The 25,158-nt window shown below is 72.5% G+C and carries 20 protein-coding genes and 2 pseudogenes; 17 read left to right on the top strand and 5 right to left on the bottom strand.

What is annotated here, in order from left to right; genetic code table 11:
• Nucleotides 1-182 precede the first annotated feature (182 nt).
• A complete protein-coding gene (locus KVT44_RS06735) occupies nt 183-1,148 on the top strand; it encodes an aminoglycoside phosphotransferase family protein (protein ID WP_217566383.1) in 966 nt (321 codons plus the stop codon).
• Here KVT44_RS06735 and KVT44_RS06730 read toward each other — a convergent pair.
• Both KVT44_RS06730 and KVT44_RS06725 read right to left on the bottom strand, forming a co-directional pair.
• Nucleotides 1,117-1,842 carry a gamma-glutamyl-gamma-aminobutyrate hydrolase family protein gene (locus tag KVT44_RS06730; protein WP_308313923.1) on the bottom strand — a complete coding sequence of 242 codons (726 nt, stop codon included), beginning with the start codon at nt 1,840-1,842 and terminating at the stop codon, nt 1,117-1,119. The two genes, KVT44_RS06735 and KVT44_RS06730, sit on opposite strands and share 32 nt — an antisense overlap.
• Before the next feature lie 71 nt (nt 1,843-1,913).
• Complete coding sequence (locus KVT44_RS06725) at nt 1,914-2,651, bottom strand: FadR/GntR family transcriptional regulator (protein ID WP_060902306.1); 738 nt, start codon at nt 2,649-2,651, stop codon at nt 1,914-1,916.
• Nucleotides 2,652-2,728: 77 nt separating this feature from the next.
• Between KVT44_RS06725 and KVT44_RS06720 the strand changes: the two genes are divergently transcribed.
• The 6 genes and pseudogenes from KVT44_RS06720 (at nt 2,729) to KVT44_RS06695 (ending at nt 8,239) form a co-directional block, all read left to right on the top strand.
• Complete coding sequence (locus KVT44_RS06720) at nt 2,729-4,099, top strand: glutamine synthetase family protein (RefSeq protein ID WP_217566382.1); 1,371 nt, start codon at nt 2,729-2,731, stop codon at nt 4,097-4,099.
• Between the two features lie 11 nt (nt 4,100-4,110).
• On the top strand, nt 4,111-5,490 hold the full coding sequence (locus tag KVT44_RS06715; protein WP_217566381.1) for an aldehyde dehydrogenase: 1,380 nt from the start codon (nt 4,111-4,113) through the stop codon (nt 5,488-5,490).
• 53 nt (nt 5,491-5,543) lie between these two features.
• A complete protein-coding gene (locus KVT44_RS06710) occupies nt 5,544-6,314 on the top strand; it encodes a 3-oxoacyl-ACP reductase (RefSeq protein ID WP_099925786.1) in 771 nt (256 codons plus the stop codon).
• A gap of 24 nt (nt 6,315-6,338) precedes the next feature.
• Nucleotides 6,339-6,524 (top strand): annotated as a pseudogene (locus KVT44_RS06705) (haloacid dehalogenase-like hydrolase); the annotation flags it as partial.
• A gap of 334 nt (nt 6,525-6,858) precedes the next feature.
• A pseudogene (locus KVT44_RS06700) lies at nt 6,859-7,353 on the top strand (haloacid dehalogenase-like hydrolase); the annotation flags it as partial.
• Between the two features lie 28 nt (nt 7,354-7,381).
• Nucleotides 7,382-8,239: a DUF2510 domain-containing protein gene (locus KVT44_RS06695; RefSeq protein ID WP_217566380.1), complete on the top strand. Its 858-nt coding sequence runs from the start codon at nt 7,382-7,384 to the stop codon at nt 8,237-8,239.
• Between the two features lie 6 nt (nt 8,240-8,245).
• On the opposite strand, the gene KVT44_RS06690 is transcribed toward KVT44_RS06695, so the two are convergent.
• Nucleotides 8,246-9,448: an amino acid deaminase/aldolase gene (locus KVT44_RS06690; protein ID WP_217566379.1), complete on the bottom strand. Its 1,203-nt coding sequence runs from the start codon at nt 9,446-9,448 to the stop codon at nt 8,246-8,248.
• Between the two features lie 728 nt (nt 9,449-10,176).
• On the opposite strand from KVT44_RS06690, the gene KVT44_RS57845 reads away from it, so the two are divergent.
• Together KVT44_RS57845 and mycP are read left to right on the top strand one after the other, a co-directional pair.
• Nucleotides 10,177-12,009, top strand: a complete 1,833-nt coding sequence (locus KVT44_RS57845) for a hypothetical protein (RefSeq protein WP_308313922.1) — start codon at nt 10,177-10,179, stop codon at nt 12,007-12,009.
• Nucleotides 12,006-13,268 (top strand): type VII secretion-associated serine protease mycosin, encoded by a 1,263-nt coding sequence (gene mycP / locus KVT44_RS06680; protein ID WP_217566378.1) that lies wholly within the window; start codon nt 12,006-12,008, stop codon nt 13,266-13,268. Before KVT44_RS57845 ends, mycP begins: the two co-directional genes overlap by 4 nt.
• Before the next feature lie 103 nt (nt 13,269-13,371).
• Here the strand turns inward: mycP and KVT44_RS06675 are convergent, their stop codons facing one another.
• Entirely contained in the window at nt 13,372-14,343 is a 972-nt protein-coding gene (locus tag KVT44_RS06675) for a serine hydrolase (RefSeq protein WP_217566377.1), read from the bottom strand.
• A 149-nt stretch (nt 14,344-14,492) separates the two neighbouring features.
• Here KVT44_RS06675 and KVT44_RS06670 point away from each other — a divergent pair, with 149 nt between their 5' ends.
• Nucleotides 14,493-15,224 carry an SseB family protein gene (locus KVT44_RS06670; RefSeq protein WP_054236134.1) on the top strand — a complete coding sequence of 244 codons (732 nt, stop codon included), beginning with the start codon at nt 14,493-14,495 and terminating at the stop codon, nt 15,222-15,224.
• A 47-nt stretch (nt 15,225-15,271) separates the two neighbouring features.
• On the opposite strand, the gene KVT44_RS06665 is transcribed toward KVT44_RS06670, so the two are convergent.
• Complete coding sequence (locus tag KVT44_RS06665; RefSeq protein WP_054236133.1) at nt 15,272-15,628, bottom strand: DUF1844 domain-containing protein; 357 nt, start codon at nt 15,626-15,628, stop codon at nt 15,272-15,274.
• 382 nt (nt 15,629-16,010) lie between these two features.
• On the opposite strand from KVT44_RS06665, the gene infC reads away from it, so the two are divergent.
• The 7 genes from infC (at nt 16,011) to pheT (ending at nt 24,620) form a co-directional block, all read left to right on the top strand.
• Complete coding sequence (gene infC / locus KVT44_RS06660) at nt 16,011-16,727, top strand: translation initiation factor IF-3 (protein WP_217566505.1); 717 nt, start codon at nt 16,011-16,013, stop codon at nt 16,725-16,727.
• A 155-nt stretch (nt 16,728-16,882) separates the two neighbouring features.
• Nucleotides 16,883-17,077, top strand: a complete 195-nt coding sequence (gene rpmI / locus KVT44_RS06655) for a 50S ribosomal protein L35 (RefSeq protein WP_007829094.1) — start codon at nt 16,883-16,885, stop codon at nt 17,075-17,077.
• A 96-nt stretch (nt 17,078-17,173) separates the two neighbouring features.
• Nucleotides 17,174-17,557 (top strand): 50S ribosomal protein L20, encoded by a 384-nt coding sequence (rplT, locus tag KVT44_RS06650; RefSeq protein WP_054236131.1) that lies wholly within the window; start codon nt 17,174-17,176, stop codon nt 17,555-17,557.
• Nucleotides 17,558-18,680: 1,123 nt separating this feature from the next.
• On the top strand, nt 18,681-19,538 hold the full coding sequence (locus KVT44_RS06645) for an RNA methyltransferase (protein WP_075027645.1): 858 nt from the start codon (nt 18,681-18,683) through the stop codon (nt 19,536-19,538).
• 53 nt (nt 19,539-19,591) lie between these two features.
• Nucleotides 19,592-20,812, top strand: coding sequence for an ATP-binding protein (locus KVT44_RS06640; RefSeq protein ID WP_099923595.1), 1,221 nt, complete (start codon nt 19,592-19,594; stop codon nt 20,810-20,812).
• Between the two features lie 179 nt (nt 20,813-20,991).
• Nucleotides 20,992-22,116: a phenylalanine--tRNA ligase subunit alpha gene (gene pheS / locus KVT44_RS06635; RefSeq protein ID WP_095855645.1), complete on the top strand. Its 1,125-nt coding sequence runs from the start codon at nt 20,992-20,994 to the stop codon at nt 22,114-22,116.
• Nucleotides 22,116-24,620, top strand: coding sequence for a phenylalanine--tRNA ligase subunit beta (gene pheT / locus KVT44_RS06630; protein WP_217566376.1), 2,505 nt, complete (start codon nt 22,116-22,118; stop codon nt 24,618-24,620). Before pheS ends, pheT begins: the two co-directional genes overlap by 1 nt.
• Nucleotides 24,621-25,158 lie beyond the last annotated feature (538 nt).

The raw sequence follows: 25,158 nt of genomic DNA, 5'->3' as shown, positions 1-25,158 counted from the left end.
CCCCGCGCCCCTAAAAACCTCACCCGGGCCCGCGTCTCCAGCCCGTCCGGCGTTTGAGGACGAGGCCGTTCAGGCCGATGGGGGTCTGGGGGCGGAGCCCCCAGGGGACGGGAATGGGTAGGGGCGGCGGGGGCGGAGAAATCGGTGGCGGGCGGGGGCAGGGGCCCCGCAGGATGCGAGGCATGACTCCGACCGCCCCGCCCGCCGCCGGCTTGCGCACACCCTGGGAAGAACTCCCGCGCACGCTTCGCGACGCCGTCGCGGACGTGCTCGGTGCGCCGGTGCGGACGGCCGTCACGCAGGAGGGCGGCTTCTCGCCCGGTGCTGCCGCCCGCGTGACCACCGCGGACCACCGCCGTGCGTTCGTGAAGGCGGTCAGCGGAGAGACGAACCCCGACAGCCCCTCCCTGCACCGGACGGAGGCGAGGAACGCCTCCGCGCTCCCGCCGAACACCCCGGCCCCCAGGCTCCTCGGCACCTACGACGACGGCACCTGGGTCGCCCTCGTCTTCGAGGACGTGGCGGGCCGTCAGCCCCATGTCCCCTGGCGGGAGGGCGAGTTCAGACGTGTCCTCGACGCCGTCGAGGAGTTGGGTCGGACCCTGACGCCGGCACCGTTCGACGCCCCGACCGCCGCACACTCCCTGGCCCACGCCTTCCAGGGGTGGCGGCAGCTCATCGACTCCGGAGACACCGGGGGTGCTGGCCTCGACCCGTGGATCGCGGCGCACCTGCACGAACTGGCCGAACTCTCCGCCCCGTGGGCCGAGTTCGCCACCGGCGACACCCTCGCGCACGCCGACCTGCGCGCGGACAACGTCCTGCTCACGAAGGTCGGCGGGGTCGTCTTCGTCGACTGGCCGCACGCCGTGCGCGCCGCCCCGTGGTTCGACCTGCTGCTGATGCTCCCGTGCGTCCGCGCGCAGGGCGGCCCCGACCCGGAAGAGGTGTTCACCACCCACCCGCTGGGCCGCGACGCCGACCCGGAAGGCGTCACCGCCACCCTGGCGGCCCTCGCCGGCTTCTTCGTCCAGCAGTCCCGGCAGCCACCGCCCCCGGGACTGCCGACCCTGCGTGCCTTCCAGCACGCCCAGGGCGCCGCCGCCCTCGGCTGGCTCAGGAAGCGGCTCGCACCAACGCCCGCATGACCCTCAGGTCCTCACCCATCTCGGGATGCCACTGCACACCCAACACCCAGCGGGAAGAGGGGAGTTCGATCGCCTCCACCGTTCCGTCGAGCGCGTGCGCCGAGGCCGTCAGTCCCTCTCCGAGGCGTTCGACCGCCTGGTGGTGATACGTCGGCACGGCGCAGGTCTCCGGCACGACATCCCCGTACAGACTCCCCGTCACCGGCGTCACCTCGTGCCGCCCGAAGACCCCGACGTCCTTCACATGCCCGTCGATGTGCTGGACGAGCGTGCCGCCGAGGGCGACGTTGAGGAGCTGCATGCCCCGGCAGATGCCGAGGAGCGGGGTGCCGGCCGCCAACGCGGCGTCGATCAGGGCGAGTTCCCAGGCGTCGCGGGCCGCGGCCGGCGGTCCGGTCCGCAGGGAGCGCTCGGCGCCGTAGTGGACCGGGTCGACATCGGGGCCGCCCGCGATCACGAGGCCGTCGAGACGGGCGACGGTCGACGCGGCGTGGGAGGGGTCGTCCGGCGGCAGCATCGCGGCGAGACCGCCCGCCGCCTGGACGAGCCGCGGATAGCCGGCCGGCAGCAGAGCGGCCTCCAGCTCCCACACCCCCCAGCGCGCGCCGGCCTCCAGATACGTACTCACGCCGATCAGCGGTCTACCCACGCCGCTCACACCGCCCACGCCGCCCGCACCGTCCGTACCTCCCACGCCGCGCTCCCTACGGATTCAATGGAATGCAGTCATACCTTTGAAGTCTTTGTACGGTACCGGCAGAGGGCTCACGCCAGGAAGCCCCGCAGGAGCGCCGCCGTCCCCGCGCAGTGCTCCCGCATCATCTCCCGCGCCCCGTCCGCGTCCCCGTCGAGCACCGCCTCGACCAGCGCGGTGTGCTGGCGCTGGGAGTGCTCCAGGTTGCGGACCAGGAGGGGGATGCAGTCGAGCAGGTCGTTGACGGAGGCGCGGACGGCCGCGTACTGGGCCGTCAGGGACGGCGAACCGCTCAGCTCGGCGAGGGTGAGGTGGAGCAGGGTGTCCAGGCGCCGGTAGTCCGCCAGCGGCGCCTCGTGCGTGCGGGCCAGCGCCTCGCGCAGCCGCTCGGCCTGCTCCGGGGAGAGCCCGTGCGTCGCGCACAGCCCCGCCGCCCCCACCTCCAGCACCTCACGGAAACGCAGGACGTCCTCGATGTCGACCTCGGCGAACCGGCGCCGCAGCTCGTCCTCGCCGGGGGTCTCGGCCCTCGGCACCACGAACGTGCCGCCGTACCGGCCGCGCCGCGACTCGACAAGACCCTGGTCCTGGAGCACCTTCAGCACCTCGCGCAGCGTCACCCGGCTGATCCCCAGCCGCTCCGCCAGCTCCCGCTCCGCGGGCAGCCGTCCGCCGCCCGGCACCAGCCCCAGCCTGACCACCTGGAGGATCTGCTCCAGTGCCTCCTCGAAACCGTTGCCCGCCCGCACCGGCCGCAGCACCGGCGTCAGTCGGTCGTCCACACCACCGTCGGCTTCCGCCCGCGTCATCTGGTCGTGCCCCCTTCCCAAGCAATGGTTCTCGGCAATACCTTATGGCTCTCGGCTGACCCAAGGAGGCTTTTCCGGTGGCAGACCGCACACCCCCGCTCGCCGTCGAGGAGCTGCACGCCCTCGTCGCGGGCGGCGAGATCGACACCGTCGTCCTGGCCTTCCCCGACATGCAGGGGCGGCTCCAGGGCAAGCGGTTCGCCGCGCGCTTCTTCCTCGACGAGGTCCTCGAGCACGGCACGGAGGGCTGCAACTACCTCCTCGCCGTCGACACCGAGATGAACACGGTCGACGGGTACGCCATGTCCTCCTGGGACCGGGGCTACGGCGACTTCGCCATGCGCCCCGATCTCAGCACCCTACGGCGGGTGCCGTGGAACGAGGGCACCGCCCTGCTCGTCGCCGACCTCGCCTGGAACGACGGCTCCCCGGTCGTGGCCGCGCCCCGCCAGATCCTGCGCCGCCAGCTCGACCGCCTCGCCGAACTCGGCTACACCGCCCAGGTCGGCACCGAGCTCGAGTTCATCGTCTTCAAGGACACCTACGAGCAGGCCTGGGACACGGGCTACAAGGGGCTCACCCCGGCCAACCAGTACAACGTCGACTACTCGGTCCTCGGCACCGGGCGCATCGAGCCGCTGCTGCGCCGCATCCGCAACGAGATGCAGGCGGCGGGGCTGACCGTCGAGTCCGCCAAGGGCGAGTGCAACCCCGGCCAGCACGAGATCGCCTTCAAGTACGACGAGGCCCTCGTCACCTGCGACCAGCACGCCATCTACAAGACCGGCGCCAAGGAGATCGCCTCCCAGGAGGGCGTCTCGCTCACCTTCATGGCCAAGTACAACGAGCGCGAGGGCAACTCCTGTCACATCCACCTCTCGCTCACGGACGCGGACGGCACGAACGTGATGGCCGGCTCGGCGCAGGACCCGGGTGGCATGTCCGAGGTCATGCGGTACTTCCTCGCCGGGCAGCTGGCAGCCCTGCGAGACTTCTCGCTCCTCTACGCGCCCAACATCAACTCCTACAAGCGCTTCCAGCCCGGCTCCTTCGCGCCGACCGCGGTCGCCTGGGGACACGACAACCGCACCTGTTCGCTCCGCGTCGTCGGCCACGGCCGCTCGATGCGCTTCGAGAACCGGCTGCCCGGCGGCGACGTCAATCCGCACCTGGCCGTCGCCGGGCTCGTCGCGGCCGGCCTGTACGGCATCGAACAGAAGCTGGAGCTGCCGGAGCCGTGCGCGGGCAACGCGTACACCGCCGAGTACGCGCACGTGCCCACCACCCTGCGCGAGGCCGCCGAGCTCTGGGAGAACAGCCCCATCGCCAAGGCCGCCTTCGGTGACGAGGTGGTCGCGCACTACCGCAACATGGCCCGCGTCGAGCTGGAGGCCTTCGACGCCGCGGTGACCGACTGGGAGCTGCGCCGCTCCTTCGAACGCATGTGAGAGGTCCTTCCTTGTCGAACGAGCTCGATCTCCAGGTACTCAACCCGGCCACCGAAGAGGTCCTCGCCACCGTCCCGGCCGCCACCGCGGCCGACGTGGACGCCGCCGTCGTACGCGCCGCGCGGGCCCAGGCGACGTGGGCGGCCCTCCCGCCCGCCGACCGCGCCCGCCTGCTGCGCCGCTTCGCGGCCGCCGTCGACGGACACCTGGAGGAACTCGCCCGGCTGGAGGTGCGCGAGGCCGGGCACACGGTCGGCAACGCGCGCTGGGAGGCGGGCAACGTCCGAGACCTGCTCGACTACGCGGCCGGGGGAGTGGAGCGGCTCACCGGCCGCCAGATCCCGGTTCCGGGCGGCCTCGACGTGACCATCCTCGAACCGCTCGGCGTCGTGGGCGTCATCGCGCCCTGGAACTTCCCGATGCCGATCGCCGCCTGGGGCACCGCCCCGGCGCTCGCGGCCGGGAACGCGGTCATCCTCAAGCCCGCCGAGACGACCCCCCTGACGGCGCTCCGGCTGGCCGAGCTGGCTCTGGAGGCCGGTCTGCCCGAGGGGCTCTTCCAGGTGCTCCCCGGCCACGGCCCGGTCGCGGGCAACGCGCTCGTCGAGCACCCCGGCGTCGCGAAGATCGTGTTCACCGGGTCAACGGCCGTGGGCAAACAGGTGTTGGCGAAGGGCTCGGCCCTGCTCAAGCGCGTCACCCTCGAACTCGGCGGCAAGAGCCCCAACATCGTCTTCGCCGACGCGGATGTCGAGGCCGCCGCCGCAGCGGCTCCGATGGCCTTCCTCGACAACTCGGGCCAGGACTGCTGCGCCCGCACCCGCATCCTCGTCCAGCGCTCCGCCTACGACCGCTTCGTCGACCTCCTCGCCCCGGCGATCGAGTCCGTCGTCGTCGGCGACCCCTCCGACGAGCAGACGCAGATGGGCCCGCTGATCTCCCGGGTGCAGCTGGAGCGCGTGCGCTCGTACGTCCCCGCCGACACCCCCGGTATCCGCGGCAAGGCCCCCGAAGGCCCCGGCTTCTGGTTCCCGCCCACCGTCCTCACCGATGTCGAGCCCCACGCGCGTGTGGCCGTCGAGGAGGTCTTCGGCCCCGTCGCCGTCGTCCTGCCCTTCGAGGACGAGGCGGACGCGATCCGGCTCGCCAACGCCACCGAGTACGGCCTCTCCGGCTCCATCTGGACCCGTGACGTCGGCCGCGCCCTGCGCGTCTCGGGGGCCGTCCGCGCCGGGAACCTGTCCGTCAACTCCCACTCCAGCGTCCGCTACTGGACCCCCTTCGGCGGCTTCAAGCAGTCGGGGATCGGCCGCGAACTCGGCCCGGACGCGCTCACCGCCTTCACCGAAACCAAGAACGTCTTCATCAGCACGGAGGGCCCCGCACAGTGACCGAAGCCACCGCAGGCACCGCAGGCACCGAAGCCACCGCGGACGCCGAAGGAATCATCTGCCGCCGCCTCGTCGGCCGTACCGCCGTCATCACCGGCGCCGGCAGCGGCATCGGTCTCGCCACCGCCCGTCGGCTCGCCTCCGAGGGCGCCCACGTCGTCTGCGGCGACGTCGACGACGCCCGCGGCAAGGCCGCCGCCGACGAGGTCGGCGGGATCTTCGTCAAGGTCGACGTCACCGACCCCGAGCAGGTCGAGGCGCTCTTCAAGACGGCGTTCGACACCTACGGCTCCGTCGACATCGCCTTCAACAACGCGGGCATCTCGCCGCCCGACGACGACTCCATCCTGGACACCGGCCTGGAGGCCTGGAAGCGCGTCCAGGAGGTCAACCTCACCTCCGTCTACCTGTGCTGCAAGGCCGCGATCCCCTACATGCGGCGCCAGGGCAAGGGCTCCATCATCAACACGGCGTCCTTCGTGGCCCGGATGGGCGCGGCCACCTCGCAGATCTCGTACACGGCCTCCAAGGGCGGTGTGCTGGCCATGTCCCGTGAACTGGGCGTCCAGTTCGCCCGCGAGGGCATCCGCGTCAACGCCCTGTGCCCGGGGCCGGTCAACACCCCGCTGCTCCAGGAACTGTTCGCCAAGGACCCCGAGCGGGCCGCGCGCCGGCTCGTCCACATCCCCGTCGGCCGGTTCGCCGAGGCCGAGGAGATCGCCGCGGCGGTCGCCTTCCTCGCCAGCGACGACTCCTCCTTCGTGAACGCCTCCGACTTCCTGGTGGACGGGGGGATCTCGGGCGCGTACGTCACGCCCCTGTAGATCGCCCCGGTGTATGCACGTTCCATGCGATATCGATCCATTCGTATCACTTTCGCATGGACCCTGGTCGCGGCCGCCACCCTGGCGGCCGCGCCACCCGCCTCCTCCGGCACCCGTCCCGACTGCCCACGGCTGTCCGCGCGTTGGTACGGCGACAACCGCGCCCACCTGCAACAGGTGATCGACGAGCGAGGCACCTGCGCCGGGCCGATCCCCCCGGGGGCAACGACGAGATCGGTGCGCTGACCGTGGGTGCCATGCGCGCCGATACCGAACTTGATCCCGAGGCTTGACTCTTACGGGTGGGTTTAAGTGACGCCTGTGGAGGCTCGTGTAAGACCACATCCCTCGGGTGCGGCAGGAGCCTGCGAAGCAGGAACCCGTGGTGGCGCCGCTTTTGAGGCGCGGACCTGAATCGCCGACGGTGACTTCGGCGAGGGCGTCAATACGACCAGCAGCGCGACCTGGTTCGCGGACTGGCGCGGACTGGGTGACGGTCCGCGCACGACTCGCCTCGGCCTTCTTTGTGCTTCGCGGTGGCACCCGGCACACGATCGCCATCCGTTCGGTCCTCGACCGGTGCGGCCGGATCACCACCCGGAACGAGGGCTGCGGCGGCGTACCGGCGACCCGGGGCGAGGCCATCCCGTACGTCGACGGCAAGCGCTGCTGGATCAACCAGGAGATCTACGGCGTCCACGGCGCCGCGGCCTGGCAGCGGCAGGACCCACGCCACCGCACCGCGCTCGCGGCCGGCGACGCCGACACCGATGTGACCTTCGTCGGGGACGCCACCGGAGCCCACCTCGTCCTCAACCGCGACAAGAGCGAACTCATGGGCCGCGCGTACGACGACGCCGACGGCCGCTGGGTGATCAACCCGATGTTCATCGGGCCGCTGCCGCGCAGGCCCGAGCCCTACCCGTGCGCGACCAGCGCCTACCACGCGACCGGCGGCGGCGCGGGACCCGTCCTCAGGGACGACGGTTCGGTCGTACCCGACCAGAAGGACACCGTCTACGGAACACCCGTGTACTGATGTTCGGGGCGCGCCCTAGAGTGCCGGAATGAGCATGACGCCTCCGCCCGGCTGGTACCGCGACCCCTCGTACCCGCTCGTCGAGCGCTGGTGGGACGGCACCGCCTGGACGGACCACCGGCGAGGACCCGAGGCACCCCAGATGCCCCTGGCACCGCCGCGACCCGTCGGCGGCGGCTCCGGACGTGCCAAGGCCGTGGCGCTCGTCACCGCCGGAGTCGTCCTGGTCACCTCGATCGTCACGGGCGCCTTCGTGCTCGGCCGGGAGGGCGGCGGGGGCACCGCGGCGACACGGACCACCCCGCCCGCCGCACCCGCACAGACCGCCGGCTCCCCGGCCGACCCGTCCTCCGGCGACCCGTCCGTCGTCGTGGACGAGCTCAACGGCATCGCCCTGCCGCTGTTCGACGGCTGGGTCCGCGCCCAGGACGTCGCCGAGGACGACGTCATGATGACCACCCCCGGCACCTACGACTGCCCGGGCGACCCCGGCCTGTGCCGGCATGGGCGGGTCGTCTCGCGCACCGTCACCGCGAACGACGAGAGGTCCCCGAAGGCCCTCGCCGAGCACGACATCGCGGACGCCGCGAGCACCGCGTACGACCGCGACCTTCTCGACAAGCGGCCCTTCCACGGCGTCACCTCCCACCGGCAGCTGCGGGCGAGCCCGGTCGCCGTCGCGGGCAGCGTCGGATACCTCGTGCGCTGGCAGGTGAAGACGGGGGTGGGACCCGGGGGGTACGTCGAATCGCTGGCGTTCCCCTCCGGCGTGGGCTCACGGGCCCTCGTCATCGTCCGCTTCGTGTTCGACGCGGGTGCGGACGGGCCGCCGCTCACCGACATGGACCGGATCACCGAGGGAATCCGGCCGGTGGGCACGCGGTGAGCCCGGCTACAGGAAGGTGTGGCCCTCTCCCCGGTACGTCGGGACGGTCGCCGTCACCCTGTCGCCCTCGACCAGGTGCAGCGCGTCGAACCGCTCGCACAGCTCCCCGGCCTTCGCATGCCGGAACCACACCTTGTCGCCGATGAGCAGGTCGTCCGCGGGGGCGCCGAGCAGCGGCGTCTGCACCTCGCCGGGGCCCTCCTGGGGGTCGTAGCGCAGACCCTCCGGCAGGTGGGGGACCGGCAGCCGGTCGGGGCCCGGGGCGCCCGAGGCCGGGTAGCCGCCGCCGAGCACCGTGACGACCCCGACACCCGGCCTGCGTACCACCGGCTGCGCGAAGAGCGCGGCCGGACGCCCGCTGAACGACGTGTAGTTGTCGAACAGCCGAGGAACGTACAGCCCGGAGCCCGCCGCGATCTCGGTGACCGCGTCCTCGGCGGCCGTGTGCTGCACACTGCCCGTCCCGCCGCCGTTGACGTACTCGAGGTCCGGCTCCACGGCCCGTACGGCACGGACCACCTCGGCGCGCCGCCGCGCGAGCTCCTTGCGGGCGGTGGCCTGCATGAGCCTGACCGCACGCGACCGCAAGGGCCGCCCCGCGACGGCGTCACCGACACCCGCGACATGCCCCTCGTACGCCATGATCCCCACCAGCTTGAACCCGGGCCGGCGGACCACGGCGCGGGCCAGGTCGGCGACCTGGGCGGGCGAGTGCAGCGGCGAGCGCAGCGCCCCGACCCGCACCCGGCCGCCGAGCAGCTTGAGGGAGGTGTCCAACTCCAGGCAGACGCGCACCACTTCGGCGCCGTCCCGGCGGGCCTCGTCGATCAGGTGGAGCTGGGCGGGGTCGTCGACCATGACGGTGACGGCGGCGGCGAGCTTGGGGTCGGAGGTCAGCTCGGCGAAGCCCCCGGTGTCCGCCGAGGGGTAGGCGAGCAGGATGTCGTCGAAGCCGGAACGAGCCAGCCAGATCGACTCGGCCAGGGTGAAGGACATGATCCCCGCGAAACCGTCCCGCTCCAGAACGCGCTCGAGCAGGGCGCGGCAGCGCACCGACTTGCTGGCGACCCGGATCGGCTTGCCGCCTGCCCTGCGGACGAGATCGTCCGCGTTCGCGTCGAAGGCCTCCAGATCCACGATCGCGAGAGGTGCGTCGAGATGAGCTGTGGCCCGGTCGTAGCGGGCCCGGTCTGCGGCGCGGGCAGTCATGACCGAAGCCTGCCAGACTCGATTACCGCAGGGTAGGGGGACGTTCCGGGCAGATGCCCCGGGCACGCGGACTGGTTCCCTCCCTGCCCACGTCAACCCGTAGAGTGACGCGCACGCAGGGAGGAACGACCTTGTCCGGGCGGGTCGTGCCCGGGATGACGGTCCGTCGGCACGGGTATGGGTGCTCGTGACGGGTGAGTCGCCGAGGTGGTTTCTTCCGTACACGTGAGCGGCCCGGCGGATTCCGGGCCGGGTCGGTAGCCCGGGTACGAGGAAACGGGGGGTGCATGAGCACGGAAGCGCGCCGCGCCTCCATCCCGCCACGCCCGGCCACCCCACCCCGCCCGGCACAGCCGCCGGGAGAGTCCCCCGAGGGGACAGTCTCCCCCGAGGGGGCAGCGTCTCCCGAGGGGGCAGCGTCTCCCGAGGGGGCAGCGTCTCCCGCGCAGGACACCCCACCGCCTCCCACGGAGGGCCGCACCGGCTCCACGCCCTCCCGCCCGACGAGCCCACCACGGCCCGAACAGGCCCCGACGAGCGGGGAGCGCGTGCCGTCCGGCCGGGCGACCCCGCCGCGGCCCGTACCGTCTCCGGCGGGCGGAGAGGGCGTGCCCTCCTGGTCGGCGACCCCGCCCCGACCCGAACGGTCCCCGAGGAGCGAGGGCGGTGTGCCGTCCCGTGCGGCGACCGCACCGAGGCCGGAGATGTCTCCCGGGCAGGGGAATCCGGTGCCCCCGCAGAGGTTCGAAGCGCCGCCCGCGGGGGGCGTCACGCCGCCGCGTCCGGCGACCCCGCCGCGACCCGAGCAGTCCCCCGCGGGTGGGGACGCGGTGCCGCCCCGCCCGAAGTACCTGCCCTCGGGCGCCACTTGGCGGCCGCGTCCGGCCGAGCCGCCCGTGGGCGGCGAGCCCTGGTCGCTGCCGAGCCCGCAGGAACCGCCCGCCGCCACCGCCCCGGGGCCCCGCCGGACGGACCCGTCCGTGGTGGGCGAGCCCTGGACGCTCTCCGACTCCGGTGACCTGCCCCCGACTGGCGCCCCGCGCCGCCCGGCGGAGCGGCCCACCACGGCTGACGCCCCCGCCGCGCGCGCACCCCGGCAGAGCCGCCCGTCCCCGGCGGACGACGCCATGACGCCGCCCCGCGCGGGCGCCGCCTCCCTGTCACCCGGTCCGTCCACCGCCGGGACACCGCGGTCGGGCGGCGATTCCCGTACCCCGTTGTCGCCCGATACCGCCGGGGCGCCCCGCGCGGGCGGTGGTTCCCGGCGGCCGGTGTCGGCCGGCTCCCCCGCGGACGCGGTCTCGCGCTCAGGTGAGGCGTCCGACGCCTCCGGCGATGTCATGGCGCGCCCGGACGACGGCGGTCCCCGGGCGGCGCGCCCCTTCCGGCTCTCGCACGATCCGAAGCCGTCGGAGGGGTCGTCCTCCGCCGGTACGGCGTCCCCACCGGCGCCGGGTGCCACCGGCACCTCTGAGCCCCCGCGCCACGAGCCGACGCACCCCCGCTTCCCCGGCCGGCGCACCACCCCCGCGTCCCCGCCCCCGCCCCCGGCCTCCGCGCGCTTTCCCGACGCCCCGCCGGCCGGTCGGCATCCCGGCGTGCCGCACCCCGGCCCGACCCGGCGGACCCCCGTACCCGAGGACGGGATCACGGAGACGACCACGCGGCTGCGCCCCGTCCCCGCGGAGCGGCCCGTCGAACCGTCCGCCCCCGCGAGCCCGGCCCCCGGCACGGCACGCCCGTACGTCTCGTTCGCGGAGCCCGAGACCTACGACGACACCACGCGCCCGCGCCACGTAGGCGCGCGCACCCGGCCCCGGGTGGCAGCGGCCGCGGCCTGCGTCGTGCTGGGCCTCGGCCTCATCGGCGGCGCGGCGGCCGGAAGCTGGCTGACCGGCGACGGCACGGGCACGGACGGTGCGCGCAGCGCCTTCGTGGCGGCCGGAAGCCTGTGGCACAGCGTGCCCGTGGACCAGCTCTTCCCGCCCACCGTGCAGGGCCGGGGCGCGGGCCCCGGCGGCGCCGACCGCACCTGGACCCGACTCGCCGTCGCCCCGGACAGCGGCTGCGCGAACGCCTTCGATCCACTCCTGAGCAAGGCGCTCGCCCCGGCCGGCTGTCTGCGGCTGCTGCGGGCCACGTACACGGACGCGACCCGCAGTCAGGTCACCACCGTGGGCCTGCTGTTCACCAAGGCGGACCCGGCGGCCATGACCGCGCTGAAGAACCGTTTCCAGCAGGAAGGCCTCGACCGGCGCACCGATCTGATGCCCCGTCCGTACGCCGCCAAGGGCACCGTCGCCGCCGGGTTCGGCGACGCCCAGCGCGCGTCCTGGACGGTGTCGGTGCTCACCGACGCGCCCGTCGTCGTCTACGCCGTCTCCGGCTTCGCCGACGGCCGTATCGTCACCGCCCCGCAGCCCGCCGCGGACGCCATCAAGCCCGGTGCGACCACGGCCCCGGCCCAGGCGGGCCTGGGCCACGACGCACAGGGCCTCGCCGACCGCATCGAGCGCAGCCTGCGCAAAACCGTCGGCTCGGCCACGGAGAAGCCGTCATGACCCGCAAGGCCACCACCCGCAGGGCCACCACCAGCGAGGCCACCCACGAGGCCGCCCGTAAGGCATCCCGCAGGGCCACTCAGAGGGCCGGAGCCCTGAGCGTCCTGCTGGCCGCCTCCCTCGCCCTGCTCCCGTCCACCGCCGCGCACGCCGACGGCATACGCGCCCAGCAGTGGGCCCTCGACGCGATGCACACCCAGCAGGCCTGGCGCACCACGAAGGGCCAGGGCATCACGGTCGCGGTCCTCGACACGGGCGTCGACGACCAGCATCCGGACCTGGTCGGCAACGTCCTCACCGGAAAGGACATGGTCGGCTTCGGGGCGCAGCGCGGTGACCGCGCATGGGCCCGGCACGGCACCGCGATGGCCGGGATCATCGCCGGTCACGGGCACGGCGTCGGCAACGGCGACGGAGTCCTGGGCATCGCCCCCGAGGCGAAGATCCTCCCCGTCCGCGTCATCCTCGAAGACGGCGACTCGGCCCGTACGAGGGCCCGCAACACCCGTGGCAACGCCCTCGCCGAGGGCATCCGCTGGGCCACCGACCAGGGCGCCGACGTCATCAACCTCTCCCTCGGCGACGACTCCAAGTCCGCCCATCCCGAGCCCGCGGAGGACGCCGCCGTCCAGTACGCCCTGAAGAAGGGCGCGGTCGTCGTCGCCTCGGCCGGCAACGGCGGTGAGAAGGGCGACCACATCTCGTACCCGGCGGCCTACCCGGGCGTGATCGCGGCCACGGCCGTCGACCAGAACGGCACCCGCGCCTCGTTCTCCACCCGCCGCTGGTACGCCACCGTCAGCGCTCCCGGTGTCGACGTCGTCATCGCCGACCCGGACGACAAGTACTACGAGGGCTGGGGCACCAGCGCGGCCTCCGCGTTCGTCTCCGGCGCGGTCGCGCTCATCAAGGCGGCCCACCCGGGCCTGTCCCCGGCGCAGATCAAGAAGCTCCTGGAGGACACCGCCCGCAACGCCCCCAGCGGCGGGCGCGACGACTCCCGCGGCTTCGGCTTCATCGACCCCGCGGCGGCCATCGCGGCCGCCGGCCGCCTCAAGCCGGACAGCACCCACGCGGCGGCGTACGGCAAGAAGTACTTCGGTACGGGCCCCGACGCCGCCCCGGACGACAACCAGCCGTCCGGCTGGGTGGGCCCGGCGGCGGGCGGCGCGGGCGTGGTCCTGCTGGCCGCGTCGGTACTCCTGTGGCGAGGCCGCAGGTTCTCAGCGCAGGACGCGTCGGGCGACGTGCCCCTTTAGGGGCGCGGGGCTGTGACATATGCGGCTCCGCCGCGTGAGCGCGCCCGGCCACAACGCACCCGCACCCGAACGGACAACCCGCACCTTTACGGCCCCCCCGAACTCACGCGGAGCCGAACGCGGCCACCGCCGCCTTCGCCGCCGCCTCCACCACCGAGATCCCCTTGGCCTTGGTCGTGTTGCCGTTCGACAGCGCCGCCACCAGGTACTCGTCCCCGTCGACAGTCACCCGGCCGATGCTGTTGATGTCCCACAGCCCGGTCGAACTCCGCGCCAGCCACCCGTTCTTGAGGGCCCACTGCGTGCCGTCGGCCGCCGCCGACACCCCCCAGTGCTGATCGGCGGCGATCTCGCCCATCAGCCCCTGGAGATACGTCCGCGAGGCCTTGCTGAGTTCGGAGTCGTCCCCGAACACCTGCTGGAGCAGGGTGAGCTGGTCGGCCGCCGTGGTCTGGGTCAGCCCCCACAGCGCACCGTCCCCGCCGGAGGTACCGCTCAGCCCGAACCGCTCGTTCGCGGCGTCGAGGCCGTCCGCCTGCCCGATGATGTCCCACAGCGCGGACGCGGACGCGTTGTCGCTGTTCGTGATCATCGCGGTGGCGTACGTCTTCTCCGCCGCCGTCAGATGCCGGTCCGCGTCCTGCGCCTGGAGCAGCAGCGTCGCGAGGATGTCGACCTTGACGATGCTGGCCGTGTCGAAGGCCCCCTCGCCGTAGGCGGCGCCCTCGGCGGAGTCGATGTCGAACACCGCGACCGAGACCGCTGCGCCGTTCTCCAGCGCCACGGCCTTCATCGCCTTGGCGAGCAGGGCGTCCCGGTCCACCGTGGGCTCCGTCACAGGTTCCACCGATGCCTCCTGGCTGGGGGACGACGACGCGGCCGACGCCGAGGACGACGTACCCGGCGATGCCGAGGGGGAGGATACGAGGCTCCCGCGGTCGTGCGCCTGTGCCTTCACGTACACGGCACCCGCCGCCGTACCGCCCACGAGGACGGCGGAAGCCACCACGGTGTAGACGAGGGTCCTGCGTCCGGAGCGGCGGATGCGACGCCGACGAGCTCTGTGAGGGGCCATCCCGCGATGCTCGGGGCGGTGCCTGTGCCCGGCGTTAGACGCATGTTAGAGGTGTGTCAGCGAAAGCTGAGAATCCCGTGAAAGCTGTCAACGCCAGGTTTCAGGGCCCGCACAAGCCCAGCAGCATCCCCCCGATAGGGTCGGGGACCGTGGCGAACAAGAACATTCCCGACTCTGGCTTCCCCGACGACGACGGCTCCGCCGATCCCCGGCTGAGCGCGGCACTCGCGGCCTGGGCCGAGGACCGCACCGCCGTGGGGCCGGTCCTGGAGGCGCTCAAGGGCGCCCGGCTCCTCGTGCCCGTCGTGGCCGTCCTCGGCGAGGTCGAGGAGGACGAGAACGGGCTGCGTCACGAGAAGACCAGCGACATGGCGGTGCCCACCCTGAAGGCCGGCCACCGCACGGCCCTGCCCGCCTTCACCTCGACCGAGTCGCTGGCCCGCTGGGACCCGGCGGCCCGCCCCGTCGCCGTACCCCTGCACCAGGCCCTGCAGGCCGCCGCGCACGAGAAGGCCGACACGGTCGTCCTCGATCTGGCCGGTCCGGTGCCGTACGAACTGACCGGCTCGGCGCTGCTCGCCCTCGCCGAGGGGCGTACGACGGCGGACCCGCTCGCCGATCCCGCCGTGGTCGAGGCGGTACGCGCCGCCGTGGCCGCCGAGCCCGCCGTACTCCGCGCCCACCTGGGCCCCGGCCAGGCCGACGGCACGCTCGCGCTGGTACTGGACCCCACCGCGGCCCCGGCCGAGGCCGCCCGCGCGCTCGCCGGGCGGCTCGCCGCCGACGAAACACTGAGGGCCCGCCTGGTGCGCGGTCTCGACCTGGCACTGCTGCCGGCCGGGACGACGCCACCGGGCGAGCCCTTGTACGTACGTCAGTAGAAAACGGGAGCGGGAGAGGAACCAAGGCCTCTCCGGCGGATCAGGTCCTAGCCGTAGATCGGGCCCGTGTACTTCTCGCCCGGGCCCTGGCCCGGCTCGTCCGGGACGATCGACGCCTCGCGGAACGCCAGCTGCAGCGACTTCAGGCCGTCGCGCAGCGGGGACGCGTGGAAGGAGCTGATCTCGGTCGCGCTCGCGTCGAGCAGTCCGGCCAGCGCGTGGATCAGCTTGCGCGCCTCGTCGAGGTCCTTGTACTTGTCGCCCTCCTCGGTGAGACCGAGCTTCACGGCGGCGGCGCTCATCAGGTTGACGGCGACCGTCACGAGGACCTCGACCGCGGGGACCTCGGCGATGTCGCGGGTCATGCTGTCGAAGTCGGGGTTCTGGGGAGGGGTGTCACTCATGTCCCACACGATAGGCCCCGGCACGCAGGCACCCGTCCGCGGGAGCGCGGAGGCGCTCGGTTAGCGCGGGCCCGGGGGAGCTGCTAACCTTGTGTAACGACCGGCCGGATGCGCCCAGACGTATGTCAGCGTGCTCGGCCCACAAGTGGAGGCTCCGATCTCCCACCCGACCGTCCTCAGGGATGGCGGGTCACCCGGTCAGGTGGCCACCACCGTTCCGTACGGACGGTGGAGTCGCCCGAATGTGCGCCCCGCGGTTCACCGCGGCGGTGCTCCGGTATTCCTTGGAGCCCCGCCTGTGTACCGTCCGGGGCATTTTTCATGCCCCGCGGTGGTTGGTCCAATGTCATCAGAGACATACGCGGCTGTCCGCCAGACCGCCGTGTGGTGCTACCGAGGAGGATCCATCAGCACCGAGCCCCGCATTAACGACCGGATTCGCGTTCCCGAGGTGCGACTTGTCGGTCCCAGCGGCGAGCAGGTCGGGATTGTTCCGCTTGCCAAGGCGCTGGAGCTTGCGCAGGAGTACGACCTCGACCTGGTCGAGGTGGCGGCGAGCGCACGTCCGCCGGTCTGCAAGCTCATGGACTACGGGAAGTTCAAGTACGAGTCGGCCATGAAGGCCCGTGAGGCGCGCAAGAACCAGGCGCACACGGTCATCAAGGAAATGAAGCTCCGGCCGAAGATCGACCCGCACGACTATGACACCAAAAAGGGTCACGTCGTCCGGTTCCTCAAGCAGGGCGACAAGGTCAAGATCACGATCATGTTCCGCGGTCGCGAGCAGTCCCGGCCGGAGCTCGGCTACCGACTGCTGCAGCGTCTGGCTTCGGACGTCGAGGACCTCGGGTTCGTCGAGTCGAACCCGAAGCAGGACGGCCGAAACATGATCATGGTTCTCGGTCCGCACAAGAAGAAGACCGAGGCGATGGCCGAGGCCCGTGAGGCCCAGGCGGCTCGTAAGGCAGAAGCGAAGGCCAACCCCGGCCGCTCGCAGAACGCCGCCGACGGTGAGATCGCCGAGGGTGAGATCGCCGAGGGCGAGACCTCCGAGGCCGAGACCGCCGAGGCCCCGGCCGAGGCTTCCGCCGAGGCCTGATCCCAGGGCGAAGGCTCCGGGGAGTCCGGGACGACAGTCCATGGAGTCCACGGGACGTGAGTCCGGGGATGTCAATCGATACATACATGACGTTCCACCGTGCCCGGTTTAACGACCGGGCATCGGAACGCCACTGACGAGGAGAGAACGGCGCTATGCCGAAGAACAAGTCGCACAGCGGTGCCAGCAAGCGCTTCAAGGTCACCGGCTCCGGCAAGGTGCTCCGTGAGCGCGCCGGCAAGCGCCACCTGCTCGAGCACAAGTCGTCGCGCCTGACGCGCCGCCTCACCGGCAACGCCGAGATGGCCCCGGGCGACGCCAAGAAGATCAAGAAGCTTCTCGGCAAGTGACGTCGGGCGCGCACCGCGCGCCTGATCTCCGACCGGGACCCAATCGATTTCGGGCCGTGTGACGACATCCACGGCCCCGCTACAAGGAGTTAAAAAGTGGCACGCGTCAAGCGGGCAGTCAACGCCCACAAGAAGCGCCGGGCGATCCTCGAGGCGGCCTCCGGCTACCGCGGTCAGCGTTCGCGCCTGTACCGCAAGGCCAAGGAGCAGGTCACCCACTCGCTGGTCTACAACTACAACGACCGCAAGAAGCGCAAGGGCGACTTCCGGCAGCTGTGGATCCAGCGCATCAACGCCGCTGCCCGCGCCAACGGCATCACGTACAACCGCTTCATCCAGGGTCTGAAGGCCGCGAACATCGAGGTCGACCGCAAGATCCTGGCCGAGCTGGCCGTGAACGACGCCGGTGCGTTCGCCGCGCTCGTCGAGGTCGCGCAGAAGGCGCTGCCGTCGGACGTCAACGCGCCGAAGGCCGCGTGACGCTCGCGCTCGCCTGAGCCGTACGTCGCTGTGGACCCGCTTGCCTCACGGCTTGCGGGTCCCGGTGCGTTTGGGCTCCGCCGGCCTGTCGAGGCACGCTGCGCGTGGGCGATGTCGGTTCGGCACCGCCGGATTCCGCCGTCGCGGCTGAGCGCCGCGACGGCGGGGGGAGAAGCGCCTGCGGCGCGGGAACCCCTGCCCGGCTCGGCACCGAACGCCACGCCTGACGTGCCGTGTCCGCTGCCCCCACCGGGCAGACGAAGCCCACCCGCAACACCTAAGCCCTCCAGCGGGATACCCAGCCGGTTGGCCCCGGGTCCGGCGGCGGGTTCCGTCCCGGCCGATGCCCGGCCTCCGGCGGGGATACCTGGCCGGTCGGTTCCGGGCCTGGCGGCTGGGGTCCGTCCCGGCCGATGCCTGGCCTCAGGCGGGATACCTAGCCGGTCGGGCCGGGTCTGGCGGCGGGATCCGTCCCGGCGGACGCCTGGCCTCCGGCGGGGGCACCCAGCCGGTTGGTTCCGGGCCTGGCGGCGGGGTTCCGTCTCGGCGGACGTCTGGCCTCTGGCGGGGATAGCTGGCCGGTTGGCCCGGGTCTGGTGGCGGGACTCCGTCCCGGCCGTCGCCTGGCCTCCGGCCGGGGGCACCTAGCCGGTTGGCCCGGGTCTGGTGGGGCTCCGACTCGGCGGACGTCTGGCCTCTGGTAGGGACCCCTGGCGCCGGTTGGTTTCGGGCCCGGCGGCGAGACTCCGTCCCGGCCGATGCCTGGCCTCCGGCGGGGGCACCCAACCCGTCGGTCCCGGGACCGACGGCGGGGCTTCGTTCTGGTGGACGTGGTGTGCAGGGTCGTCGTTCTCCGTCGGAGCTCAGTCGGACCGAGAGTCCGGCACCGGCTCGTCGTAGTTCTGCCGGACCGGGCGTCCGAGTCCGCCGGGATCGCGGTCACCGGACGCTGGCCGGTGACGGCGGGCGACTCGTCGGCCCGGTCCCGGAAGCCCCGGCCCCGGCCCCGGTCCCGGCCGCAGTCGGCATGGACACACAGACCCCGTTCTCGTCTTCTTCTTCGAGGGGACCCGGCCCCGCCCTATCCCAAGCCGAACCCTCCGCAACCCCCTGAGGTGACCCCATGCCCGCCGCCCCCGAGCTGATCTCCCCGCGCTCGCCGCGCGTAGCCGCCGCGCGGCGGCTCGCCCGGCGGAACTTCCGCGGCAAGGAGCGGTTGTTCCTCGCCGAGGGACCGCAGGCCGTGCGCGAGGCGGCGGCGCACCGCGTCGACGAGGCGGCCACGCTCGTCGAACTGTTCGCGACCGTCGAGGCCGCGGAGCGCTACGCCGACATCGTCGGGGACGCCCGGGCCGCCGGAGCCCGGGTGCACCTCGCCGACGAGGAGGTGATCGCCGACATCTCGACCACCGTCACACCGCAGGGACTCGTCGGGATCTGCCGGTTCCTCGACACCCCGTTCGAGGAGATCCTCGCGGCCCGCCCCAAGCTCGTCGCCGTACTCGCGCACGTCCGCGACCCCGGGAACGCCGGCACGGTGCTGCGGTGCGCCGACGCCGCCGGCGCCGAGGCCGTCGTACTCACCGACGCGTCCGTCGACCTGTACAACCCCAAGGCCGTACGGGCCTCGGTCGGTTCCCTCTTTCACCTGCCGGTGGCCGTCGGCGTGCCCGTGGAGGCAGCCGTGCAGGGCCTCAAGGACGCCGGCGTACGGATCCTCGCCGCGGACGGCGCGGGCGAGGACGACCTCGACGACGAGCTCGACAAGGGGACCATGGGCGGCCCCACCGCCTGGGTGTTCGGCAACGAGGCCTGGGGGCTCCCGGAGGAGACGCGCGCGCTGGCGGACGCCGTCGTGCGCGTACCGATCCACGGAAAGGCCGAGAGTCTGAACCTCGCGACGGCCGCCGCCGTATGTCTCTACGCGTCCGCCCGTGCACAGCGCGCCTCCGGAGGGTGCCGCTCCGTCACCGACAGCTAGTAGGGTGACGGGCTCGGGGGCCCACTGCGCCAGACGAGAGGTGGGGTACGGGGATGGGTGTCGGCACGAGCGGTGCGAAGAGCGCACCGCGCGCACGGGACGTGCGCGACACACCCGCGCCTCGGCGCGCCGGGCAGCACGACGATCGGCTCGATGCCGATCATGACGCCGATCACGGTGTCGGCCCCGGGTCGGAACCAGGGGGCGAACTCGGTATCGACCCCGACGACCTGCCCGACGGACTCGTCATCGCCGACGAGAACGGCCGGGTCATCCGCTTCAACGCCGCCGCCGCCCGCATCACCGCCGTCCCCGCCGCCGCCGCCCTCGGACGCCACCTGGAGTCGGCCCTTCCCCTGGAGGACCTCGAAGGCCGTCGCTGGTGGCAGCTGACCGACCCGTACGGCGGCCTCGCGATCCGCGTCGGACAGCCCGAGCGGAATCTGCTGCTCCCCGGGGGACGTGAGGTGCTCGTCACCGCGCGCTACGTACGCACCGCGCCCACCGGGCCCGTCCGCCGCGTCGTCGTCTCGCTGCGCGACACCGAGGCCCGCCGCCGCACCGAGCGCAGTCACGCCGAGCTGATCGCCACGGTCGCCCACGAGCTGCGCTCCCCGCTCACCTCGGTCAAGGGCTTCACCGCCACCCTGCTCGCCAAGTGGGAACGCTTCACCGACGACCAGAAGAAACTCATGCTGGAGACCGTCGACGCCGACGCCAACCGCGTCACCCGGCTCATCGCCGAGCTGCTCGACATCTCCCGCATCGACTCCGGCCGACTGGAAGTGCGCCGCCAGCCCGTCGACATCGGCGCCGCCGTCGGCCGCCACATCCAGGCGTACGTCACCTCGGGCCAGCCCGCCGACCGCTTCCTGCTGCGCATCGAACAGCCCCTGCCGCCCCTGTGGGCCGACCCGGACAAGATCGACCAGGTGCTGAGCAACCTGCTCGAAAACGCGGTGCGGCACGGCGAGGGAACCGTCACTATTGACGTCACGCCCTCGGCGTCCCCGCGTGAGCGCGAGGACGGCGAGAACGCGGCCACGTCGGTCACCGTGAGCGACGAGGGCACCGGCATCCCGGAGGAGTCCATGAACCGCGTCTTCACCCGCTTCTGGCGGGGCAGCAAGCGCGGCGGCACGGGCCTCGGGCTGTACATCGTCAAGGGCATCGTCGAGGCCCACGGCGGCACCATCACGGTCGGCCGCGCCCCCGGCGGCGGTGCCGAGTTCCGATTTACGTTGCCCGTGGGCACCCCGGCGTACCTGCTGTAACGCCGAAGAGGCCCCACGGGCGCAGTCGTACCGGAGCCACCCCTTGGACTGCGCGTCCGAGGTCGGCTCCCACCCCGTTAGACTCGGCCTTTGGCACCTTTGCGTCCCCGTTTCAGGGACCATGCGTCCCCCGAGTCGGGACGGGGACCATCCGCCAGCCAACGGAAGCACGGGAAGAGATGTCGGCACCGAATAAGTCGTACGACCCTGTAGAGGTCGAGGCCTTGAAACCGGAAGAGATCGAGCGCATGCGGGACGAGGCGCTCGCCGCCTTCGCCGCCGCCGGTGACCTCGACGCGCTCCAGGAGGCCAAGGTCGCCCACACCGGCGGCACCTCGCCGCTGGCCCTCGCCAACCGCGAGATCGGCGCCCTGCCCCCGCACGCCAAGGCCGCCGCGGGCAAGCTGGTCGGCCAGGCCCGGGGCGCGGTGAACAAGGCCCTCGGCGCCCGCCAGGCCGAGCTGGAGGCCGAGCGCGACGCCCGGGTGCTGGTCGAGGAGGCGGTGGACGTCACGCTGCCGTACGACCGAGTACCGGCGGGCGCCCGCCACCCGCTGACCACCATGATGGAGCGCGTCGCCGACGTCTTCGTGTCCATGGGATACGAGATCGCCGAGGGCCCCGAGGTCGAGGCGGAGTGGTTCAACTTCGACGCCCTGAACTTCACGCCCGACCACCCGGCCCGGCAGATGCAGGACACCTTCTTCGTCGAGGGCCCGACGGGCGACCACGGCGAGTCCGGTGTCGTGCTGCGCACCCACACCTCGCCCGTGCAGGCCCGCGCCATGCTGGACCGCGAGCCGCCGGTCTACGTCGTCTGCCCCGGCCGGGTGTTCCGCACGGACGAGCTGGACGCCACGCACACCCCGGTCTTCCACCAGATCGAGCTCCTCGCCGTCGACGAGGGCCTGACCATGGCCGACCTCAAGGGCACCCTCGACCACATGGTCCAGTCGCTCTTCGGCGCCGACATGAAGACCCGGCTGCGCCCGAACTACTTCCCCTTCACCGAGCCGTCCGCCGAGATGGACATGCTCTGCTACGTCTGCAAGGGCGAGTCCGTCGGCAACCCCGACCGCCCCTGCCGGACCTGCTCCTCCGAAGGCTGGATCGAGCTGGGCGGCTGCGGCATGGTCAACCCGCGGGTGCTGGTCGCCTGTGGCGTCGACCCGGAGAAGTACAGCGGATTCGCCTTCGGGTTCGGCATCGAGCGGATGCTGATGTTCCGCCACAACGTCGAAGACATGCGAGACATGGTCGAGGGTGACGTCCGGTTCACCCGGCCGTTCGGGATGGAGATCTGATGCGGGTCCCGCTTTCTTGGCTGCGGGAGTACGTCGACCTGCCGGCGACGGAGACCGGCCGCGACGTCCAGGCCAAGCTCATTTCGGCAGGCCTCGAGGTCGAGACCGTCGAGCAGCTCGGCGCCGACCTCAAGGGTCCCCTGGTCGTCGGCCAGGTGCGGTCCATCGAGGAACTGGAGGGCTTCAAGAAGCCCATCCGCTTCTGCCTCGTCGACGTCGGCACCGCCAACGGCACCGGTGAGCTCCAGGAGATCGTCTGCGGCGCCCGCAACTTCGCCGTCGGTGACAAGGTCGTCGTGGTCCTGCCCGGCGCCGTGCTGCCCGGCAACTTCGCGATCGCCGCGCGCCAGACGTACGGCAAGACCTCGCACGGCATGATCTGCTCCGGTGACGAGCTGGGCATGGGCGACGACGGCAGCGGCGGCATCATCGTCCTGCCGCCGGAGATCGAGGTGGGCACCGACGCGATCGAGCTGCTCCAGCTCGTCGACGAGGTCCTCGACATCGCCGTCACGCCCGACCGCGGCTACGCCCTGTCGATGCGTGGCGTGGCCCGCGAGGCCGCCATCGCCTACGGCCTGCCGCTGATGGACCCCGCGCTGCTCGACGTACCGGCCCCGAACGCGTTCGGCTACCCGGTGCGGGTCTCCGACCCGATGGGCTGCGACCGCTTCACCGCGCGGACGGTGACGGGCCTCGACCCCGAGACCCTCTCGCCGATCTGGCTGCGCCGCCGCCTCCAGAAGGCGGGCATGCGTCCGATCTCGCTCGCCGTCGACATCACCAACTACGTGATGCTGGAGCTCGGCCAGCCCCTGCACGCGTACGACCGCACCCGCGTCCAGGGCGCGATCGGTGTGCGCCGGGCCGAGCAGGGCGAGAAGCTCACCACCCTCGACGGCGTCACGCGCACGCTGGACGCCGAGGACCTGGTCATCACCGACGACCGCGGCGCCATCGGCCTCGCGGGCGTCATGGGTGGCGCGAACACGGAGATCGACGACACCGACGGCACCACCACCGAGGTCGTCATCGAGGCCGCGCACTTCGACGCGCTCTCCATCGCGCGCACGGCCCGCCGTCACAAGCTGGCCTCCGAGGCGTCCAAGCGCTTCGAGCGCGGCGTCGACCCGCAGGCAGCCTCGGCCGCCGCCCAGCGCACGGTCGACCTCCTCGTCCTCCTCGCCGGCGGCACCGCCGACGCCGGGGTCACCGAAGCCATCGCGCCCTCCGCGCCGCACAGCATCACCATCCCGGCGAACCACCCGGACAAGGTGGCCGGTGTCGACTACGGCCGCGAGACCGTCGTCCGCCGCCTCCAGCAGGTCGGCTGCGACGTCTACGGGCAGGACGAGCTGATCGTCACCGTGCCGTCCTGGCGGCCCGACCTGACGGACCCGAACGACCTGGCCGAAGAGGTCATCCGGCTCGAGGGCTACGAGAACCTGCCCTCGACCCTGCCGAAGCCTCCCGCGGGCCTGGGCCTGACCGGCCGGCAGCGGCTGCACCGCCGGATCGGCCGCGCGCTGGCCGGCGCCGGATACGTCGAGGCGCTGAACTACCCGTTCATCGGAGAGCACGTCTTCGACCAGCTCGGCCTGGCCGCCGACGACCCGAAGCGCAAGGTCGTCAAGCTGGTCAACCCGCTCTCCGACGAGGAGCCCGCGCTCCGTACGACGCTGCTGCCGGGCCTGCTGCACGCCCTGCGCCGCAACGACGGCCGCGGCAGCCACGACCTGGCGCTCTTCGAGACCGGGCTCGTCTTCCAGCCGCAGGACGAACTGCGCGTCGCGGGCCGGCTGCCCGTCGACCGCCGTCCCACCGACGAGGAGATCGCGTCCCTCACGGCCGCGCTCCCCGTTCAGCCCCGGCACGCCGCCGTCGTCCTCGCGGGCGCCCGCGAGCAGGCCGGCTGGTGGGGCAAGGGGCGCCCGGCCGACTGGGCCGACGCGATCGAGGCCGCGCGCTCGCTGGCCCACGAGGCGGGGACCGAACTCCTCGTCCGTTCCGGGCAGTACGGGCCGTGGCACCCGGGTCGCTGCGCCGAACTGGCCGTCGTCGTCGACGGCCAGGAGAAGGTCATCGGGTACGCCGGTGAGCTGCACCCCGGTGTCCTGAAGACCCTGGGTCTGCCCGCGCGCACCTGTGCGATGGAGCTCGACCTGGACGCGCTGGAGCAGGCGAGCGCGGGCCTCCCCAAGGGCCCGAAGATCTCGACCTTCCCCGTCGCCACCCAGGACGTTGCTCTGGTCGTCGACAAGACCGTCCCGCACGTGGACGTCGAGGCGGCGCTGCGCGAGGGCGCGGGTGAACTCCTGGAGTCCATCCGCCTGTTCGACGTCTACGAGAACAGTGAGCAGCTCGGCGAGGGCAAGAAGTCCCTGGCCTACGCGCTGCGGTTCCGCGCCGACGACCGCACGCTGACCGTCGACGAGGCCTCCGCGGCGCGTGACGTGGCCGTGGCGCTCGCCGCTGAGCGTACGGGGGCGGTGTTGCGGAGCTAGCTCCGTCGGCAGTGCCGGGGAACTGCGGGTTGTCCTTCGGCCGCGCGTATGTCGTGGCTGGGCGCGCAGTTCCCCGCGCCCCTTTGGGGCGCGCTTTCCCTGGCCCACCTGCATAAATGCGGTTGTCCGAAGCCGTGTCACTCATTCGGGTGGCAAGTCGGGGCGATCTGGCCCGATCGGGGCATGTGGTCGACAGAATCGGACCGGCCTCTTGAAGGTCGTCTGCGCTGTCAGGGCCTATTGGGGGGCCAATCGGCATGATCCGTATCAAGGCTGGGGCTCCCCGCAGGGCGACGTCCCGGACGAATTCGCGGGGGCCGGCTCGAGTGGGCCTCCGGGCGCGACCCCGGGGGAGCGGTCTGCGGGCCGGGCTCGTCCGGGCGGTGAGCCGGGGCGGACCGCGCGTGCGACTGGCCCGGACGGTCCACGGTGGCGGTGCGCCGGACGGTCTCGACCGGACGGTGCGCCGGGCCGAGCGGCGGCCCCTGCGGCGGGTACTGAGCCTGGGGCTGCCCACCGCCTGGGGCGCGATCGCCAT

The organism is Streptomyces sp. GbtcB7, from assembly GCF_019091445.1.
In the GTDB taxonomy this organism is placed as follows: Bacteria; Actinomycetota; Actinomycetes; order Streptomycetales; family Streptomycetaceae; genus Streptomyces; species Streptomyces mirabilis.
The sequence above is the reverse complement of the archived record's forward strand: the minus strand, read 5'-3'. Positions and strand labels throughout refer to the sequence as shown.